Origin of the sequence: Rhodopseudomonas julia, assembly GCF_030813515.1 — a bacterium.
Taxonomy (GTDB): Bacteria; Pseudomonadota; Alphaproteobacteria; order Rhizobiales; family Afifellaceae; genus Afifella; species Afifella julia.
This window is the reverse complement of sequence record NZ_JAUSUK010000002.1, coordinates 1,195,533-1,213,227: the sequence shown is the minus strand read 5'-3', so window position 1 is coordinate 1,213,227 and position 17,695 is coordinate 1,195,533. Positions and strand designations below refer to the sequence as shown.

General features: G+C 60.6%; 16 protein-coding genes. 4 read left to right on the top strand and 12 right to left on the bottom strand.

Features of this window, described 5'->3' with window-relative positions; all coding sequences use genetic code 11:
* Positions 1–45 precede the first annotated feature (45 nt).
* From J2R99_RS14990 to J2R99_RS14965, 6 genes are all read right to left on the bottom strand, one after another.
* Positions 46–897, bottom strand: coding sequence for an ABC transporter permease (locus J2R99_RS14990; protein WP_307155205.1), 852 nt, complete (start codon positions 895–897; stop codon positions 46–48).
* A gap of 8 nt (positions 898–905) precedes the next feature.
* Positions 906–2,192, bottom strand: a complete 1,287-nt coding sequence (locus J2R99_RS14985) for an ABC transporter permease (RefSeq protein WP_307155204.1) — start codon at positions 2,190–2,192, stop codon at positions 906–908.
* 69 nt (positions 2,193–2,261) lie between these two features.
* On the bottom strand, positions 2,262–3,356 hold the full coding sequence (locus tag J2R99_RS14980) for an extracellular solute-binding protein (RefSeq protein ID WP_307155203.1): 1,095 nt from the start codon (positions 3,354–3,356) through the stop codon (positions 2,262–2,264).
* Positions 3,357–3,457: 101 nt separating this feature from the next.
* A complete protein-coding gene (locus J2R99_RS14975; RefSeq protein WP_307155202.1) occupies positions 3,458–4,573 on the bottom strand; it encodes an ABC transporter ATP-binding protein in 1,116 nt (371 codons plus the stop codon).
* A gap of 259 nt (positions 4,574–4,832) precedes the next feature.
* Positions 4,833–6,029 carry a M24 family metallopeptidase gene (locus J2R99_RS14970; protein WP_307155201.1) on the bottom strand — a complete coding sequence of 399 codons (1,197 nt, stop codon included), beginning with the start codon at positions 6,027–6,029 and terminating at the stop codon, positions 4,833–4,835.
* A 121-nt stretch (positions 6,030–6,150) separates the two neighbouring features.
* Entirely contained in the window at positions 6,151–7,536 is a 1,386-nt protein-coding gene (locus J2R99_RS14965; RefSeq protein WP_307155200.1) for an aminotransferase, read from the bottom strand.
* A 360-nt stretch (positions 7,537–7,896) separates the two neighbouring features.
* Here J2R99_RS14965 and doeB point away from each other — a divergent pair, with 360 nt between their 5' ends.
* Positions 7,897–8,901: a N(2)-acetyl-L-2,4-diaminobutanoate deacetylase DoeB gene (gene doeB, locus J2R99_RS14960; RefSeq protein WP_307155199.1), complete on the top strand. Its 1,005-nt coding sequence runs from the start codon at positions 7,897–7,899 to the stop codon at positions 8,899–8,901.
* Between the two features lie 231 nt (positions 8,902–9,132).
* On the opposite strand, the gene J2R99_RS14955 is transcribed toward doeB, so the two are convergent.
* From J2R99_RS14955 to J2R99_RS14945, 3 genes are read right to left on the bottom strand one after another with little or no spacing between them, the layout of a single operon-like run.
* Positions 9,133–10,110: a quinone oxidoreductase family protein gene (locus J2R99_RS14955; protein ID WP_307155198.1), complete on the bottom strand. Its 978-nt coding sequence runs from the start codon at positions 10,108–10,110 to the stop codon at positions 9,133–9,135.
* Complete coding sequence (locus tag J2R99_RS14950) at positions 10,107–10,835, bottom strand: TerC family protein (RefSeq protein ID WP_307155197.1); 729 nt, start codon at positions 10,833–10,835, stop codon at positions 10,107–10,109. The genes J2R99_RS14955 and J2R99_RS14950 overlap by 4 nt, the downstream gene beginning before the upstream one ends.
* A 17-nt stretch (positions 10,836–10,852) precedes the next feature.
* Positions 10,853–11,590: a CDP-alcohol phosphatidyltransferase family protein gene (locus J2R99_RS14945; protein WP_307155196.1), complete on the bottom strand. Its 738-nt coding sequence runs from the start codon at positions 11,588–11,590 to the stop codon at positions 10,853–10,855.
* Positions 11,591–11,850: 260 nt separating this feature from the next.
* Here J2R99_RS14945 and J2R99_RS14940 point away from each other — a divergent pair, with 260 nt between their 5' ends.
* Positions 11,851–13,023 (top strand): UbiH/UbiF family hydroxylase, encoded by a 1,173-nt coding sequence (locus J2R99_RS14940; RefSeq protein WP_307155195.1) that lies wholly within the window; start codon positions 11,851–11,853, stop codon positions 13,021–13,023.
* Between the two features lie 3 nt (positions 13,024–13,026).
* On the opposite strand, the gene J2R99_RS14935 is transcribed toward J2R99_RS14940, so the two are convergent.
* On the bottom strand, positions 13,027–13,992 hold the full coding sequence (locus tag J2R99_RS14935) for an AEC family transporter (RefSeq protein WP_307155194.1): 966 nt from the start codon (positions 13,990–13,992) through the stop codon (positions 13,027–13,029).
* Positions 13,993–14,144: 152 nt separating this feature from the next.
* Here J2R99_RS14935 and J2R99_RS14930 point away from each other — a divergent pair, with 152 nt between their 5' ends.
* Positions 14,145–15,050, top strand: coding sequence for a lysophospholipid acyltransferase family protein (locus tag J2R99_RS14930; RefSeq protein WP_307155193.1), 906 nt, complete (start codon positions 14,145–14,147; stop codon positions 15,048–15,050).
* Between the two features lie 66 nt (positions 15,051–15,116).
* Entirely contained in the window at positions 15,117–15,446 is a 330-nt protein-coding gene (gene hspQ, locus J2R99_RS14925; protein ID WP_307155192.1) for a heat shock protein HspQ, read from the top strand.
* 25 nt (positions 15,447–15,471) lie between these two features.
* Here the strand turns inward: hspQ and J2R99_RS14920 are convergent, their stop codons facing one another.
* Together J2R99_RS14920 and J2R99_RS14915 are read right to left on the bottom strand one after the other, a co-directional pair.
* On the bottom strand, positions 15,472–16,782 hold the full coding sequence (locus tag J2R99_RS14920; RefSeq protein WP_307155191.1) for an Nramp family divalent metal transporter: 1,311 nt from the start codon (positions 16,780–16,782) through the stop codon (positions 15,472–15,474).
* 188 nt (positions 16,783–16,970) lie between these two features.
* The gene (locus J2R99_RS14915; protein WP_307155190.1) at positions 16,971–17,609 is read right to left on the bottom strand and encodes an invasion associated locus B family protein; all 639 of its coding nucleotides are present in this window, start codon (positions 17,607–17,609) and stop codon (positions 16,971–16,973) included.
* Positions 17,610–17,695 lie beyond the last annotated feature (86 nt).

The following is a 17,695-nucleotide window of genomic DNA, read 5'->3' as shown; positions in this document are numbered from 1 at the left end:
CCGTCGAGAATCCGCGGAGGCGCTTCGGCGCCTCCTTTTTTGTGACTAACCCGGGCTCATGCCGCGCTGGCGTTCGGAGCGCCGGCGCAGCAATTCCATCGATGACAGAAGCAAGATCGAGATCGCGACCAGGATGGTCGCGAGAGCCAGGATCGTCGGCGAAATCTCTTCTCTCAGCCCCGAGAACATTCTCACCGTCATCGTCACCTGCTCCGGGCCGGCCAGGAAGAGGACGACAACGACTTCATCGAGTGACGTGATGAAGGCGAAGAGCGCGCCGGCAACGACACCCGGGAGAAGCAGTGGCAGAATGACCTTGAAAAAGGTCGTGACCTGGTTGGCTCCAAGGCTTTGCGCTGCGCGAATGAGCTGCTGGTCGAAGCCTGAGAGCGACGCCGTCACCGTGATCACGACGAAGGGCGTTCCCAGAACCACATGCGCCATGATGATCGAGAAATACGAATTGGCGAGATCGAGCCGGGCATAGAAGGAAAACAGCGCAGCCGCCGTGATGATCAGCGGCACGATCATCGGCGAAATCAGAACGGCGGTGATGAAGCCTTTGGCCGGCATGTTGGGGCGCGAAAGGCCGAGCGCCGCGAGCGTGCCGAGAGTCGTCGAGATGATCGTTGCCGAGATAGCGATGAAGAAGGAATTGCCGATCGCGCGCATCCACTCACGGCTCGAAAGAAGCTCTTCGTACCAGCGAAGCGAATAGCCGTCCGGGTCGAAGGAGAGCATCTCCTTGGTGAAGGTGAAATATGGCTGCGCGTTGAACGACAGCGGCACGATCACGATGATCGGCACGATTAGAAAAATGAAGATCGCCGCACAGATCACGCGGTAGCTGTAATACCAGGTGCGCTCAAATGGACCGGCATAGGAAGGAAGGGCCATGGCTTACCTCACCCGAACTTCAGTCGGTCGACACCGACAAGCTTGTTGAAGAGCCAATAGAAGAAGAGAACCAGCACGAGGAGGATCGTCGCAAGAGCCGAAGCCAGTTTCAACTGCGCGCTCGTTCCCTGCATATTGGAGGCGATCAAATTCGAGATGAAGATACCGCTCTCGCCACCGACGAGCGCCGGCGTGATGTAGTAGCCGATCGCCAGGATGAAAACGAGAAGAACGCCTGCCGCAAGGCCAGGAATGGTGAGCGGCATGTAGACTTTCACGAAGGCGGTAAACTGGTTGGCGCCAAGCGAGCGCGCCGCCCGCATGTAGGACGGCGGGATTGTCTTCATCACAGAATAGAGCGGCAGGATCATGAACGGCAGCAGGATATGCGTCATCGCAATGATCGTACCCAATTGGTTATAGATCATGCGGATGCGGCCGTTGTCGTTGATAATTCCGGCCCATACGAGCAGGTCGTTGACGACCCCCTCCTGCTGCAGGAGCACCATCCAGGCCGAAGTCCGCACGAGAAGCGATGTCCAGAACGGCAACAGCACCAGGATCATCAACAGGTTCGATGTCCTGAGCGGCAGCGTCGCCAAAAGATGCGCAACGGGATACCCGAGAAGGAGGCAGGCGCCGGTGATGACGATGCTCATCCACGCGGTGCGAATGAAGAGGAGACGGTAAACCTGATAAATCTCAGGCCGCTCCACGATCTCCCCGCGCGGCGTGTATTCGAAATCGAGCGCCAGAAGATAATATGCCGGTGTGATGAGCCGCGTCTCTCGCTTGACGAGACGCCAGAATTCGAGCTCGGACCAGTCCTCGTCCTCCGCCAGGAAGGCTTCGCGGTAGGGTGGCTGCATCTCATCGGCATGACGCGCCGTCCCCATCACCAGGCTGCGTGCACCCGGAATTTCGCGATTGATCCGTCCAGCGGCACGCCCGATCGTGCGGTTTTCAAGACCGACTTCCATATCGGCCACCATCGCCGCAAAAACCTTTTCGGGCGGCAGCTCTTCTCCATCCCAGTCAGCAATTGCCGCGGAGGTTTCAGGCAGATAATTGGCCACTTCGGGGTTGTAGACTGAGCGCACGATCATCCCGACGATCGGGATCGTGAAGGTGACGAAGAGGAAGGCAAGGAGCGGGACGACGAGATAGAAGGCTCGCCGCTTGGCCCGCCTTTGGGACTTCCTCAACGAGATTTTGAGCGGCGTCCCGTCGACGGTCGTCAACGCTCCGCTTTCGTCTCGCTCCGGCACGTAGCCGTCCGCCGCTATATCCGCCATATCCTGCGCTCCACCTTCATGCCCAGCGCGGCGGCACCGCGCCGGGCGTTTCTTGCCTGTCAGGTCCGCTTACTGCGCGAGCCAGGCGTTGAAGCGCTCTTCGAGCTGGTCGCCGTAATCGGCCCAGAAGGACGTGTCGAACTGCACCGCCGTCTCGAAGTTCTCAGGCGTCGTCGGCATATGCGGCTTCATATCGATGTCGGTGCCTTCCATCTTCCCGACGAGAGGCACAGACGAGGTCCGCGCCGGGGCGTAGGCGATGTATTTCGCCTGGTCCGCAAGCCGCTGGGTATCGGTGGCGAAATAGAGGTAGTCCTTGATCAGCTTGAGATCATCTTCGCTCTGATCGACGGGAACGACCCAACCGTCGACCTCGAACATCTGATGATCCCACATGATCTTGAAGGGCTGGTCCTCGTTCACCTGCGCATTGAAAATGCGGCCGTTATAGGCGGTGGCGATGACGGCTTCCTGGTCGGCGAGCATCTGCGGCGGCTGCGCGCCTTCCGACCACCAGATCACATTGTCTTTGATCTCGTCGAGCTTGGCGAAGGCACGGTCCTGCCCTTCGCGCGTTGCGAGAACCTCGTAAACCTCGTCTGCAGGCACGCCGTCGGCGATGAGAGCCCACTCAAGGTTTTTCTGAGGAATTTTCTGTAATGATCTGGTTCCAGGGAATTTTTCGAGATCCCAGACATCCGCCACCGTCTTCGGACCGCCATCCGGGAACGCTTCCTCATTGTACGCGAACATGGTTGCGTAGAGAATCTGCGGGATGAAGCAGTCGCCGAGCGTGCCGTCGATGAAGTCCTCCGTGGGCTTGGCTCCATCGGGCGCCGGGGCAAGCCACTCGTCGTGCGGGATCTCCATGACGAGACCTTCGTCGCAGGCGCGTTGCGCATCCGCCTGCAGCATATCAACGACGTCCCAGGTGACGCTTCCGGCCTCGACCTGCGAGCGAATGCCCGCAAGCGCATTCGCAGACTTGTCCTCACGCAGGATCTGCGTGCCGGTCTTCTCGCTGTAAGGTTCGTGATAGGCCTTTTCCTGAGACATCGTATAGGCACCGCCCCAGGATACGATCGTCAGGCTGTCGCCTTCTGCGGCCAAGGCCATGCTCGGCACAATCGCCGCTGCGGCCATAAGGGATAGGGTTCGCTTCATTCGGACTGACCTCCGTTGTTGTTGGTCCCCGTTTGGGAGCTTTTGCCGGCATTTTCGTTGTCCTGCCGGTCGGGAAATGGGCGCCAGATATGGGCGCTTTGTCAGGCGTCGAGTGCCCGACAATCTTCAATCGTCCAGCCGAGACGCGCGGCTTGGCCGCGCTGAAGGCTCGGATGCCCGGCCGCATTCGGGATCTTGACGATGAAATCATCATGGCCTGCTACGGCAAGCCGGGTGCGAATGTGATCGCCGAGATAGATCACTTCCTGAACGGTGCCTTCCAGGACGTTGGGCGTGGCGCCCTCGTCCGGATTGATGAGCACGCGTTCGGGCCGCAGAGACAAGGTCGTGCGGTCGCCGCCATTCAAATTGACCGGAAGCGCGCGGATATCTTCGCCCGTATCGAGCTTCACCCGCACTTCCTGATCGCTCACACGCTCCACAATGCGCCCGAGGAAGCGGTTGTTCTCGCCGATGAACTGGGCGACGAAGGCGTTGTCGGGCGCCTCGTAGAGAACTTCAGGCGTCGACAATTGCTGGATGATACCGTCGTTGAAGACGGCGACGCGGTCCGACATGGTCAGCGCTTCCGTCTGATCATGCGTCACATAGACGACGGTCACCCCGAGATTGTCGTGGATGTGCTTGATCTCGAACTGCATCTGCTCGCGCAGCTGCTTATCCAGCGCGCCGAGGGGTTCGTCCATCAGGACCAGGTCCGGCTCAAACACGAGCGCTCGCGCCACGGCCACGCGCTGCTGCTGTCCACCTGAAAGCTGTGCGGGCCGCCGGTCGCCGAACTGCGGGAGCTCGACCATTTCCAGAGCCCGTTTCACACGCTCCTCAGTGTCGCTTTTCGACAATCCGCGAACTTTCAACGGAAACGCCAGATTTTCCGACACCGTCATGTGCGGAAAGAGCGCGTAATTCTGGAACACCATCCCGATACCGCGCTTGTGCGGCGGCACATTGTCGATGCGCTGCTCGTTCAGGTAGATCGCGCCGTGGGTGGTGGATTCGAAACCTGCCAACATCATCAGGCAGGTGGTTTTCCCGGACCCGGAAGGCCCAAGCATGGTCAGGAATTCGCCGCGCTCGATCTCGAGGTTCAGGTTTTTGATGACGAGCGTTTCGCCATCATAGCTCTTCTGAACGTCCTCGAAGCGCACATAGGCGCGATCTTCGGCGCCTTCCGCGACGCCGTTCTCGTCCTGCATGAATGCCTTTCTGCCTCACTGCCGAGGGCTCCCGAGCGAAGCCTCGACGCTGCTGCTGTTCAACCCATTGTCTTTTTTTGGACGGCTTGAGCCGTCTTGTATCCTCCACCGAGCGTCGCCGCCGGTGAAGGACTTCGTCTCTATTTCGTCACTTTTTCAAGAAATGGCCGCAAAAGCAAGCCGTACCACGCAGAACCGCTGCGACTATGGGATAATTGCCAACGACGACGAGCGCCATAAACGACGCCAAACCCTTGAACTACTTGACGACTAGCTCACGCGAAAAAGTGCAAAACTGTTCCACATCCGATTGGGTGATACGGATAGGTTCCGAAATCTCGATGCCCCAATCATCAAGCCAGAGACCTGGCATGAAGTGAATCGTCATATTCGGATGAAGCACGGTCTCGTCGCCTGCCCGCAGCGACAAAGTTCGCTCGCCCCAATCCGGCGGATAGTTGAGGCCGAAGGAGTAGCCACAACGGGATTCCTTGAAGATGCCGTAGCGTGCAATCACCGCGCTCCAGGCGGCATAAACGTCGTGCGCGGTTGCGCCAGGCCGTGCTGCCGCGAGCGCCGCATCGATACCCTCATCGACGATTTTGGCAGCGTCGAGCATCTTTTGCGGCGGCGTTCCAAGATAGACGGTTCGGCTCATCGGAGCATGGTAGCGATGCCTGACCCCGGCGATCTCGACCGTCGTCCCCGTCTGGGCGAGAAACGGCTCGTCCCGCCAGGTGATATGGGGGCAGGAGGTGCCGACACCGCTCGGCATCAGCGGCATGATGGCGGGATAATCGCCCCCATATCCCCCCTCGCCCGGTATGCCGCGAACACCGGTTTCAAGAATCGCCGCCGCCACCTCGCTTTGCGGAACACCAACGTCGATCAGGTCGACGGCCCTCTGCATGATACGTTCAGTGATTCGAGCCGCCTGCCGGATCAGCGCAATTTCGGCGTCCGACTTCACAGACCGCAACCAGTTCACCAGAACGCCGGCATCGGAGAAGACCGCGTCGGGTAGTTCCTGAACAAGCACAGCCTGAGCCCGCGCCGTAAAATAGTAGGAATCGGCCTCGACACCGATTCTGCCCGAGCCGAGCCCTCTTTCGGCGATGGTGCTCGCCACCACCTGCATCGGATGCCTCGTCATCGACTGCACATATTCGTCGGCATAGCCGATGACATTTTCTTCGGGGAGAACTGTCGTCAGATGCGCACCGTTCACGTCCTGATTGCGGCCGACCCAGAAAGGTTTGTCGAGGCTCAGGGCGACAATGACGGCCTGGTGCACATAGAACGACCAGCCGTCATAGCCGGTCAGATAGTTCATGTTCGCCGGATCACAGACGATGAGAACGTCCAGGCCGGCCGCTTCCATCGCCTGTTTCGTGCTGGAAAGCCTCTGGGCGAACTCATCTTCGCTGAACGGAGTGTTGTTTTTTCCAAACTCCATGACGGCCGTCCCTCCCAGATCCGACATCTCCGCCCACGGCGGTCTGCCACCGCCGTGCAGTTTCCGGGCCAAGCCCCCGCGGCTCTATCCCTTCAAGCCGGGCAAAAGCATCGATGCGACCTCACAGGCTCTCCGAGACGCGCTCGATAGCCCGCTTCGTCGCCGACACGACCTGGTCGACCTCGTCGCGGGTGATCACGAGCGGAGGCGAGAAGCCAAGGCATTCGCTGTGCGGCATCGCCCGGGCAATCACCCCCTCTTCCAGGAGCGCCGCGGAGATTCTCGCGCCGACCTTGAGCGCAGGCTCCGGCGCTGCCTTCGTCTCCTTGTCTCCGACGAATTCGACCGCAGCCATCAGACCAACGCCACGCACCTCGCCGACGAGCCGGTGATCGCCGACCGCTTCCTGCAAGGATTTCAGCAGATACGCGCCGGTCTCTCGGGCATTTGCCGTGAGATCCTCGCGGTCGATGATGTCGAGATTGGCATTCGCCGCCGCAGCGCAGGTCGGATGGGCGGAATAGGTCCAGCCATGACCGATAACGCCGAGATCGTCCGTCCCTTTTTCCAGTCCCTGCCAGACTTTTTCGCCCACGATGACACCCGACAACGGCAGGTAGGCTGAGGTCACGCCCTTGGCGATGGTGATGAGATCCGGCTCGATGCCATAGGTATGCGAACCGAAATATTCGCCGGTGCGCCCAAATCCCGTGACGACCTCATCGGCAATCAGGAGAATGTCGTACTTTTTCAGGACCACCTGAATTTCCTGCCAATATCCCTCGGGCGGCGGAATGATGCCGCCGGTTCCCATGACGGGCTCGCCGATGAAGGCGGCGACCGTTTCCGGTCCCTCGGCAAGGATCAACTCCTCGAGCTCCGCCGCCATGCGTTTGGAAAAGTCCGCCTCGCTTTCCCCTTCCTGACCGTACCGCCAGTAATGCGGACACGACGTGTGCAGGATCGGCGGGCGCGGTAGATCGAAAGCGTTGTGGAAGAGCGCAAGACCCGTCAGGCTCCCCGTCATGATCCCCGACCCGTGGTAGCCGCGCTGCCTGGAGATGATCTTCTTCTTTTCCGGCCGCCCCATGACGTTGTTGTAGTACCAGACGAGCTTGATGTTGGTTTCGTTGGCGTCCGATCCGGAAAGCCCCCAATAAATACGCTGCATCCCCAGACCGACCCGGTCGACGATGCGGCTCGACAGCCGGATCACCTGCTCGTTGGAATGGCCCGCATAGGCGTGGAAATAGGCGAGTTCCTTCGCCTGGGCGTATATCGCGTCTGCGATCTCCTGCCGGCCGTATCCGACGTTCACGCAATAAAGGCCCGCAAACGCGTCGAGGCTTTTGCGCCCGTCACGATCGACGATGGTGCAACCTTTGCCCCCGGTCACGATCCGCGACGGTGCTTCGCCGCGCGCGAATTGCGCAAGATGCGTCGAAGGGTGGAAGACATGCGCACGGTCGAGCGTTTCGAGGTCATTGGCTGTGACGTGTTCGTCCATGACGAGGTCCTTTCAGTTCGCGGATTGGGCGGCTGCGCGGGCCGGGTCGGCGCGCTCAGATCGGCGCTGTGTGCGAAATGGGTGTTTTCGGCTGACGATCGTGACGTCTCGGGGCGCGCCAGCAAGTCGCTCCTTCCAGCAACGAGCGGTCCGGCAGGCAGCGCAACGCCTGGCACGCACCGTGTGAAGACCGGCAAAGAAAGCCTATGCGTTGAGATGATATGGGGCAAGCGGCCGCAGCCCAGACATGGTCAGTGCGCAACGCTCGAAAGCAATTCTCCAATAGACACGTTGAAGCTTGCGATGATCTCCAATCCTATGCTTTCGACGAGAAAGCATGGAAGTCCGAGCGAGCCTGCGATGATTGACAGCCCCATCGTCCCGACCGTCGACTTTGAGCGCGAAGGCGTCCAGCACGGCTATTTGAGACTTCCCTGGAGCCGGGACGAAAGCGCCTGGGGAAATCTCATGATCCCCATCACGGTCGTGAGCAACGGCTCCGGCCCGACCGCCCTCGTCACCGGCGGCAGCCATGGCGACGAATATGAGGGCCCCATCGCCCTCGCCGATTTCGCCCGCAAGGTGACATGCGATGATATCACGGGGCGCATCATCCTGGTTCCCTTCATGAATTATCCGGCGTTCCGGGCCGGAACGCGCCTGTCCCCGATCGACACGTTCAATCTCAACCGCACCTTCCCAGGACGGCCGGACGGCAGCGTGACGGAGAAGATCGCCGACTACATTCAGCGCGTTCTGCTGCCCATGGCAGATCTGGTGCTGGACTTTCATTCCGGCGGCAAAACACTGAATTTCCTGCCGTTTGCGGCCTGCCATGTGTTGGAGAACAAGGCGCAGGAGGCGCGCTGTCGGGAAGCCCGCGACGCTTTCTGCGCGCCCTATTCGATGACGATGCTGGAAATCGACGCGGTGGGCATGCTCGATACGGCCGCCGAGGCGCTGGGCAAGGTCTTTGTGACGACCGAAATTGGTGGGGGTGGGACCGCGACGGCGCGGACATTGGCGATTGCGCGCCGCGGCCTCGCGAACGTCCTCAAACATGCGGGCATTCTGGCGGGCCCGATCGACCGCCAGCCCTCCACCTTTCTCGATATGCCCGGGCCAGAGTGTTTCTCATTCAGCCAATCGGAAGGCTTCGTCGAGCCCGAGATCGATCTCGGGGCGCAAGTCAGAAAGGGAGATCTCCTTCTGTCAGTGCACCCAATCGAAAGGTTGGGCGGACAGCCCCAGGAATATCGAGCCGGTCTCGACGGGATCCTTGCCGCTCGTCATTTTCCAGGGCTCGTCGGTCTTGGCGACTGTCTCGCAGTCGTGGCAACGACCGAGCCCGGTGCACAGGCCTAAGGGGCGCTTTGAGACGGTCCAGTGTCTCTGAAGGTGCGGCGGATCACCATAGGCGCCGCAGCGCTCTCGCCTGTTAAGGTCGAAGCCTTCTCACTCCAAATCCTTGCCGGGCTCTGTGCCCGGCGTCTTTGTTGCGCTGAGCTTTGTTGCGCCGAGCGAACTGCCCGCAAGGATGCGGCGAAACCCGGGATCGTGACGCGTCAGGCTCTATCACGACGCAGTCACACCCTCTTACGGAATGAGAACCGTCGCTCCCGTCGTTTCCCGGCTTTCGAGCGCACGGTGGGCTTCTGCCACATCCTTCAAGGCAAATGCCTGGTTCACCTTGATCGAGACGATCCCGTCAGCGACGACATGGAAGAGATCATCCGCCATCGCCTGCAGGCTCTCGCGCTGGGTAATGTAGCTGAAAAGGGTCGGGCGACAGGCGTAGAGTGACCCCTTCTGGGCCAGCAGACCGAGGTTGAAGTCCTTGATCGGCCCTGAGGATTGGCCGAACGACACCCACATGCCGCGCGGCTTCAGGCAATCGAGCGATCCGGGATAGGTGCTCTGGCCGACGGAATCGTAGACGACGTCGCACAGCCTGCCATCGGTGATTTCTTTGACGCGAGAGACGAAATCCTCTTCGCGATAATTGATCGTATGCGTGCAGCCGTGAGCTTTCGCGAGTTCCGCCTTATCGGCCGACCCGACAGTCCCGATGACAGTCGCACCGAGATGTTTCGCCCATTGGCAGGCGATCAACCCGACCCCGCCGGCAGCCGCATGAAAGAGGATCGTCTGACCGCGCTCGACCCGAAACGTCTGGCGCAGGAGATATTGGGCCGTCAGCCCCTTCAGCATCATCGCCGCGCCGGTCTTGAAGTCGATCTCGTCGGGAAGCCGCACCAGACTATCGGCAGCAATTACCCGCTCGGCGGCATAGGCCCCGAGCCCGCCCACATAGGCGACCCGGTCGCCCACCCGAAACCGCGAAACCCCGGCTCCCACGGAAACGACGGTTCCAGCCCCCTCGTTGCCAGGCGTGAAAGGTAAGCCGTTCGGCGCGTTGTAGAGCCCTGTTCGATAGTAGGTATCGAGGTAGTTGAGACCGATCGCTTCGTGCCGGATCTTGACATCGCCCTCACCCGGATCGCCGACATTTTGGTCTTCGACCTGCAGCACCTCCGGTCCGCCATGCGCGTGAACCCGAACGACAATCGTCACTGCTTGTCTCCTGCAACCTTCTGACGGCGGCGGCGCGCAAGGACGTTGAACACCTCGACCACCGCCGCAAACGCCATGGAAAAGTAGATATAGCCACGCGGGATATGGAAACCCAAACCATCGGCGATGAGCGCCACGCCGATCAGGAGCAGGAAGGCGAGTGCCAACATTTTGGTGGTCGGATTGTGCTTGATGAACTCCGCGATCGGGCCCGACGCGGCGTACATCACGGCGATCGCCACGATGACGGCCGCGATCATCACCTCGACATGTTCGGCCATGCCGATCGCAGTGATGATGGAATCGACGGAGAAAACCATGTCGATGATGAGCACCTGGGCGATGATCCCGCCAAAAGATGCGGTCTTGGCCTCCGTCAGCGCCGCGGACTCATGCTCGATCTCCGCATGGATTTCATGCGTCGCCTTGTAGATCAGGAACAGCCCGCCACCGATCAAAATGAGATCGCGCCAGGAGACCTCCTGACCGAACGCAGTGAAAACCGGGGCGGTCAGACCGATCAGCCACGACAGGACCAGCAGAAGCAGGATGCGGAAGACGAGCGCCAGCAAAAGCCCGATCTGGCGTGCTTTTTTGGCCTGCTCCTCCGGCAGCCGGCTAACGACGACGGAAATGAAGACGATGTTGTCGATGCCAAGCACGATCTCCATGACGCAGAGCGTCAGGAAGCTCGCCCAGACTTGCGGATCCGAAAGGAGCTCCATGTCTCAGCTGGCTGAGGCTAAAAGCGTGCGAGAAGCTGCTGAACGCCAGCGACACCGAGAAGGTAGAAGCTCGTGACCAGCAGCAGCATTTCGACAGTCGAGCTCTGATCGAAACCGGTCGCGATCAAAATGCCGGCGCAGATCATCCAGAGCACCATCATCAACAGCGTAAGCGAGCGCCATTTGGTGACACGTACCGGATGCACGAAATTGACCGGCAGGAACGTTCCAACCGCAAGCAGCACCGTCACCATGAAGGTCACGAAAGGATGCGGCTGCAAAGCGAAGAGGACAAAGACGGCGAGGTTCCAGGCAGCCGGAAACCCTCGGAACGAATTGTCCGGTTCCTTCATCCGCGTATCGGCGAAATAAAGAGCTCCGGTAATCGCCACGATCATCGCAGCTAAGATGCCGAAGAATGTTCCGAGCCCGCAGCCGCTCGCCAGGATGATGGCCGGCACGAAAACATAGGTCGTGTAGTCGATGACGAAGTCGAGCGCGCTGCCGTCCCAGCGCGGCAGACGCGAGCCGACCTGGTAGCGGCGCGCGATCGGACCGTCGAGCGCGTCGACGATGAGCGCGATCCCAAGCCAAACGAACGCTGCGCGCCATTCTCCGCGCGCAGCGGCAAGCGTCGCAAGCAGCGCCAGCGCTGCCCCGCTTGCCGTCAACAGATGGATGGCGAAGAGCGACGCGGCTGCGCGCAGATGCTCCAGTTGCTGCCCGAGCTGCAAATCCCTAGACCCCGTCAACATAGTGGCTCCTCATGCCGCTTTTAGCGTCAAAACGCCAGCCCTCCGGCAAGGGCAAAAAGATCCACCGGCTGTTTGCCGGCGAGGCATTGGCCCGGTTGCGGCAAACGATGCAAGCTTTTTGCGTCACGCAGAGATTCTTTTCCTCGTTGTGGTCTTTGCTTGCGCTCCCGCAAGAGGCCATATGCGTGGAAACGCAACCCATAGGGCAATAAATGCTCAGCAGACAATCTGGTTCGACCGAAGATATGGCAGGATTGAGGATGAAGCCACGCGACGATTTCGAAATCTGCATCGTCGGAGGCGGTGCCACAGGCTGGGCGGCGGCGCTCGCGGCGGCAGAGGCCGGGCGGACAACTGCCATCATCGCTCCGTCTGCGGCCTTTCCCGTTGGACGCACCGCCGCTCTTTTCGCGGGTTCTATCGAGCTTCTGGAACAGTTCGGTGCCATGCCGGATCTCGCCTCGGCCGCGGCCCCTTTGCAGGCGATGCGGCTCATCGACGACACCGGACGGCTCATTCGCGCGCCAGAAGTGACATTCTACGCCGGCGAGATCGGCTTGAACGCCTTTGGCTACAACATTCCCAACCGTCGCCTCGTCGAAGCGCTCTCCGAGCGCGCACGCAACAGCCGATACATCACCATCTTCGAGGATACGGCCAGCGAACTGAGCTTCCGCAACGATTGCGTTCACATCACCACCGGGCGCGGCACGTCCTTGAAGAGTGACCTCGTGGTGGGCGCGGACGGCGTGCGCTCCCTCGTTCGAGCCAAAACCGGCATAGCTGTCAGACGCTGGCGCTATGCCCAATCGGCACTGGTGACGACGTTGTCCATCACCCACCCACACCATTCCGTCTCGACAGAGTTCCACACAGATCGGGGTCCGTTCACCCTCGTCCCGATGCAGGGCAACAATGTCAGCCTGGTCTGGGTCGAACGACCGCGCGAGGCCGCTCTTCTCTGCGAGATCCCCGACGAGGAATTCGCAAGGCGGGCGGAACGCTCCGCGCACTCGCTCCTGGGCGCAATGCAGGTCACCTCACCTCGCGTGAGCTATCCTCTTTCAGCTGGTCTTGCCGACCGCTTTGCCTCCGGACGCGCACTTCTGATCGGTGAGGCCGCCCATATTTTTCCGCCGATCGGCGCTCAGGGCCTCAATCTCGGCCTCCGCGACGTCGAAGCTCTTAAAACTGTCCTGTCGCTCAATCGCAGCCGGCTCGACGAAGGCACGGCTGCGGAGTTTCATCGCCTGCGTCAGGCCGATGTCCGCAGCCGCACCCTCGCCGTCGATCTTCTGAACCGGTCGCTGCTGACGGGGCTCCTGCCGGTACAGGCATTGCGCGCGGTCGCACTCTCGGCAGCCGGCGGCTTTGCGCCCTTCCGTCGCTTTTTGATGCAGCAGGGTCTGGCGAAAACGTTTCGGGGTTTGTGAAGCCTAAGATCCGAACGGATCGAGCGGCAGAAGGCCCGTGGTGACCAAATAAAGAACGAGGCTGAGAGTGACCACCGAGGCCGCGGTACCGAGCAGGATGCCCGACGAGCCTTCCAGCACATAGATACGATACTGCGCCGCGATGACGTAGATCGTGGCCGCAGGAGGCAGCGCCGCCATCAAGACGCCGGTCTGGATCCAGATCGGATCGAAACCTCCGATCCAAGTGAGGAGGAGATACGCGATCAGCGGATGCACGAGAAGCTTGATCGCGATCAGAACCGGCAGTTCGCCGGGCACCCGCCGCAGCGGTCTTAGGCCGACCGTCACCCCGAGTGCAAAGAGCGCGCAGGGCGCGGCAGATCCGCCCAGGAGCGAAAGGAACCGCTCCAGCGGTGCGGGAAGGCCAACGCCGATGAAAGCGGCCGCAACACCTGCAAGCGTCGCAAGGATAAAAGGATGCAGGAGCACTTTGCGGGGAATCGACGTCAAGATTGAGCCGATCGGCTGATGACTGGCGCCGCTCATCGCCATCATGAGGGGCGCCAACGTAAAGACGAGGGTCACATCGAAGCTGAAGATCAGTGCAGCCGGAGCGGCTGCCTGCGGCCCGAGGGCCACGATCGCCAGAGGCGCGCCCATATAACCGACATTGCCGTAGCCGCCGACAAGCCCCTGGACGGTCGCCTCAGGAATGCGACCGTCGTTCCTGAGCACCGCAAACGCAAAAGCGAAAGCAAACGCGGTATAGGTCGCAAAGGTCGTCGCGAATATGAAGCTGCCGTTTGTCAGCTCTTCGATCGGCGTCTTCGACAGCACCTCGAAGAAAAGCGCCGGGAGCGCGAAATAGATCACGTAAAGGTTCAGCCAGGCGAGCGCCTTCTCGTCCTCGTGCCAGATGCGGCCAGCGACGAAACCGAGAAGGATCAGACCAAAGAACGGCAGGGCGAGGCCCACGACATCACTCATCCTGAACGGGCACTTTCCTTCTTCAAGGGTTGCCGGCGGAGGGACGGCTCGTGTTGCATCCGCGTGCGAGCTTCGCTAAGCGGTCCGCCGACCCTGCGGGCTAGATGGTTGGACCCGTCTCGTCAATTGACGCAGGCTTCCGCGGGCAAGCCATGACCTCCGGCCGATCATTGTCACCGACACGCCGTGCACGCTACTTCGTCGAGTACGCGCTCCTGCGTCTTGTTGCGGCGCTTTTGCGCTCGTTACCGATCGATTTCGCCTCCAGCATGATGGGGCGCGCCTGGAGTGTTGTCGGGCCACGAACGCATCGGCATCCCCGGGTGATGCACAATCTTGCCCTCGCCTTTCCCGAAAAGAGCGAATCGGAGCGCGAGGAGATCGCCCGCCAGCAATGGGACAATCTCGGGCGAACCTTTGCCGAGAGCTTTCTCATCGACCGCATCGTTGCAAGCGATCGTGTGACGATCGATATCGATCCGAAGTTACGTCAAAGCTTCGTTGAACGCGGTGCGGGCCTGCTGGTCGTCGGCCTCCATTCGGCAAATTGGGAGATCGCCTCGATCGCCATCCCCAAAGAGCTCAATGGGGTCGGGCTCTACCAAAGGCTCAAGAACCCCTACTCCGACGCCTATGTCACGACCTTGAGGTCGAACGTCTTCCCGGGCGGCCTCATCGCAAAAGCCAAGTCTACGCCGAAACGTGTGATGGCTCATGTGCGTGCCGGCGGTGCGGTTGCGCTCCTCGGCGATCAGCGCGAAGCGAAAGGCATCAAGGTCACGGTCTTCGGCAAGGAAACAACGGCCAATCCTTTTCCGGCGATGGTGGCACGTCGTTTGCATAATCCTGTGGTGGCTGGCCGCGTCCTCCGAAGTCGGGGCGCACGCTTCGTCGTTCAGGCGGTGGTGCTCGAATGCCCCCAGACTGGAAACCAGATGGAGGATGTGGCCGTATTTACTCAAACGATCCAGACACAGTTCGAAACCTGGATCCGAGAGAGACCGGGAGAGTGGATGTGGGTTCACGACCGCTGGAAACCAGCCCGCACGCGGAGCTGAGGCGCCTGAGAGCGCGCCTTGACTTTCCCTCAGGATGCCCGATCTTCGAGCTGTTGGGTTGAACTTATGGACAACATGCGATCAGCCAAATTCAATATCGGTGACGTCGTCAAGCATCGCTTCCTGCCGTTCCGCGGGGTGATTTTTGACGTCGATCCTGTCTTCGACAACACAGAGGAATGGTACAACGCCATCCCGGTCGAGATCAGGCCGTCGAAGGACCAGCCGTTCTATCATTTGTTGGCGGAGAACGCGGAAACCGAATACGTGGCCTACGTCTCCGAGCAAAATCTCGTCCCAGACGATTCGGGTGAGCCCGTTCGTCATCCGCAGGTTACCGAGCTGTTCGCCTCGTTCGAGAACGGCCAGTACCAAATGCGTGAGGCCATCAACTAGGCTTCGAGGTATCGTCCTCGCTTGACTAGAGTGGCGGCAGGCCCGGCATCTCAACGCCGAATGTGTCCAGCAAAAGCACCATATTGAGCGCCAGAACGACGATTGTTCCCGTGACGGCTATCACACTGATCGAGCGTCGCGCCACGAACTGCCCCATGATATCGCGACTGGCCGTGAAATAGAGGAGCGCGATCATCGGCACGGGCAACGCGATCGACAGGATCACCTGGCTGATGACGAGCGCCTTCGTGGCGTTGATGCCGAGAGCGACGACGATAAAGGCCGGCAGCATGGTGACGAGACGCCGGACCCAGATCGGAATACTGAAGCCGACGAAGCCTTGCATGATCATCTGGCCCGCCATCGTTCCCACGACCGAACTCGACACGCCGGACGCGATCAACGAGATCAGGAACACTTCAGCCGCCGCCACACCAAGAAGCGGGGTCAGTGTGTGATAGGCGGTCTCGATCTCCGCGACCTCGCTGTGACCGGCGTGGAAGGCACTCGATGCCATCACAACCATCGCCATATTCACCAGCCCTGCCACCGCCAGAGCCAAAACCACCTCTCGGTTGGAGAATCGGACGAGCTTGCGCCGTTCTTGATCGTTGGCGACTGGGGCGCGGTTCTGTGTCAGGCCCGAATGCAGATAGACGGCATGCGGCATGACGGTCGCGCCAATGATGCCGACGGAAATCAAAAGCGCCTCGCCGTCCGGCATTTCCGGCACGAAGACATGCATGCCGGCCGCGGCCCAATCCACGGGCGCAATGAACATCTCGATCAGATAACAAAGCCCGATGAGGCCGACGAGCGACCCGATGATAAGCTCCATCGGCCGAAAGCCGCCCCGCTCGAACAACAAGATCGCGAGCGTGACGACAGCGGTAATCCCCATGCCGACGAGGAGAGGCATGTCGAAGAGCAGCGCGAGCCCGATCGCTCCGCCGAGGAATTCGGCAAGGTCGGTCGCCATCGCAGCAATCTCGCTCACGACCCACATCACGAGAACGACAGGCAACGGGAACTTGTCTCGGCAAAGTTCCGCAAGATTGCGCCCGGTGACGATGCCGAGCCGCGCAGATAGGGCCTGAAACAACATGGCGATCAGGTTCGCCATCAAGACGACCCACAGCAGCGTATAGCCGTACTTCGCCCCCGCCTGGATGTTCGTGGCGAAGTTGCCCGGGTCCATATAGGCGATCGAGGCGATCACTGCGGGACCGGCAAAGACCATTCCAGAGAAGGGTCCGTGGCGCCTGCCTGCGAGCGTCTCGCGGATGGCCGTCGTGGTGCGGTCGGACAAAGAGGATGAACGGGGGGTCGCGGTCACGCGCTGGGCTTCTTTTGCTAGATGGCGAGAAATGTAGCCCTGGCTAAACTATTGTCAACCGCACGCCGCGGCCCCCCTGCCCGCCTGTTGCGGTCTGCCATGCGTCACGGAAGGCGTAACCCGACACCCCCAACAAAAAAGGCCCCGGCGAATGCCGAGGCCTGAAACTGTGTCATCAAGAGCTTGGCTTACTGGCCGGAACTCTGCTGCTGCTTTTCGATGAGCTGTTTGCGCGCCTGTTCGGCTTTGCGCTTCAACTCGTCCTGCAGCTTCTGCTGCTCGGCCTGCAGCTCCTTCGGGTCGATCGCTTCGCCCTCATAGGAAGAGGTAAAGCCCGACAGGCTCACGTCGAAATTAATCGGCTTGGCCTGCTGGTTGAGCGTCGTGATGACGAGCTTGCTGCCGCGCTTCATCGAGGCGACGAAATCGTCGTTCACTTCCGCTTCTGCGAAGCACAGATTCGGGAAGCAGATCGAGTACTGCACCTTGGTCGGCTTGCCGCCATCGATCTGAACCTGCAGTCCGGGCCGCAACAACATTCCTGGCGGCACGGCCGAAACCAGGAATTTCTTGCCTTCCGTCTCGCGCAACGAGACGGCTGCAAGCAACTGCCCAGTGGCCGCACGACGCTCGCGTGTGACCACGCAGACCTGCTTCTTGTTCTGCGGATTTTCGCTACACAGCTTAACCCATTCCGGCTGCTGCTGATCCTGGTTCGGCTGCTGGTCCTGCGCCCAGGCGGGCGAGACTGCAAGAACCAGGAGCAAGGGCGCCGCGACCTGCGCAATGGAACGCGACCGCCGCATCGCGGCCTGAAGAAATTGCATGGATGATCCTCGCACTGACTCGGCGCCCGTGGCGCCCTTTCATTCTGTCCGGGTTGGAAGACCTCAGAATGCGGCGACACCATGTC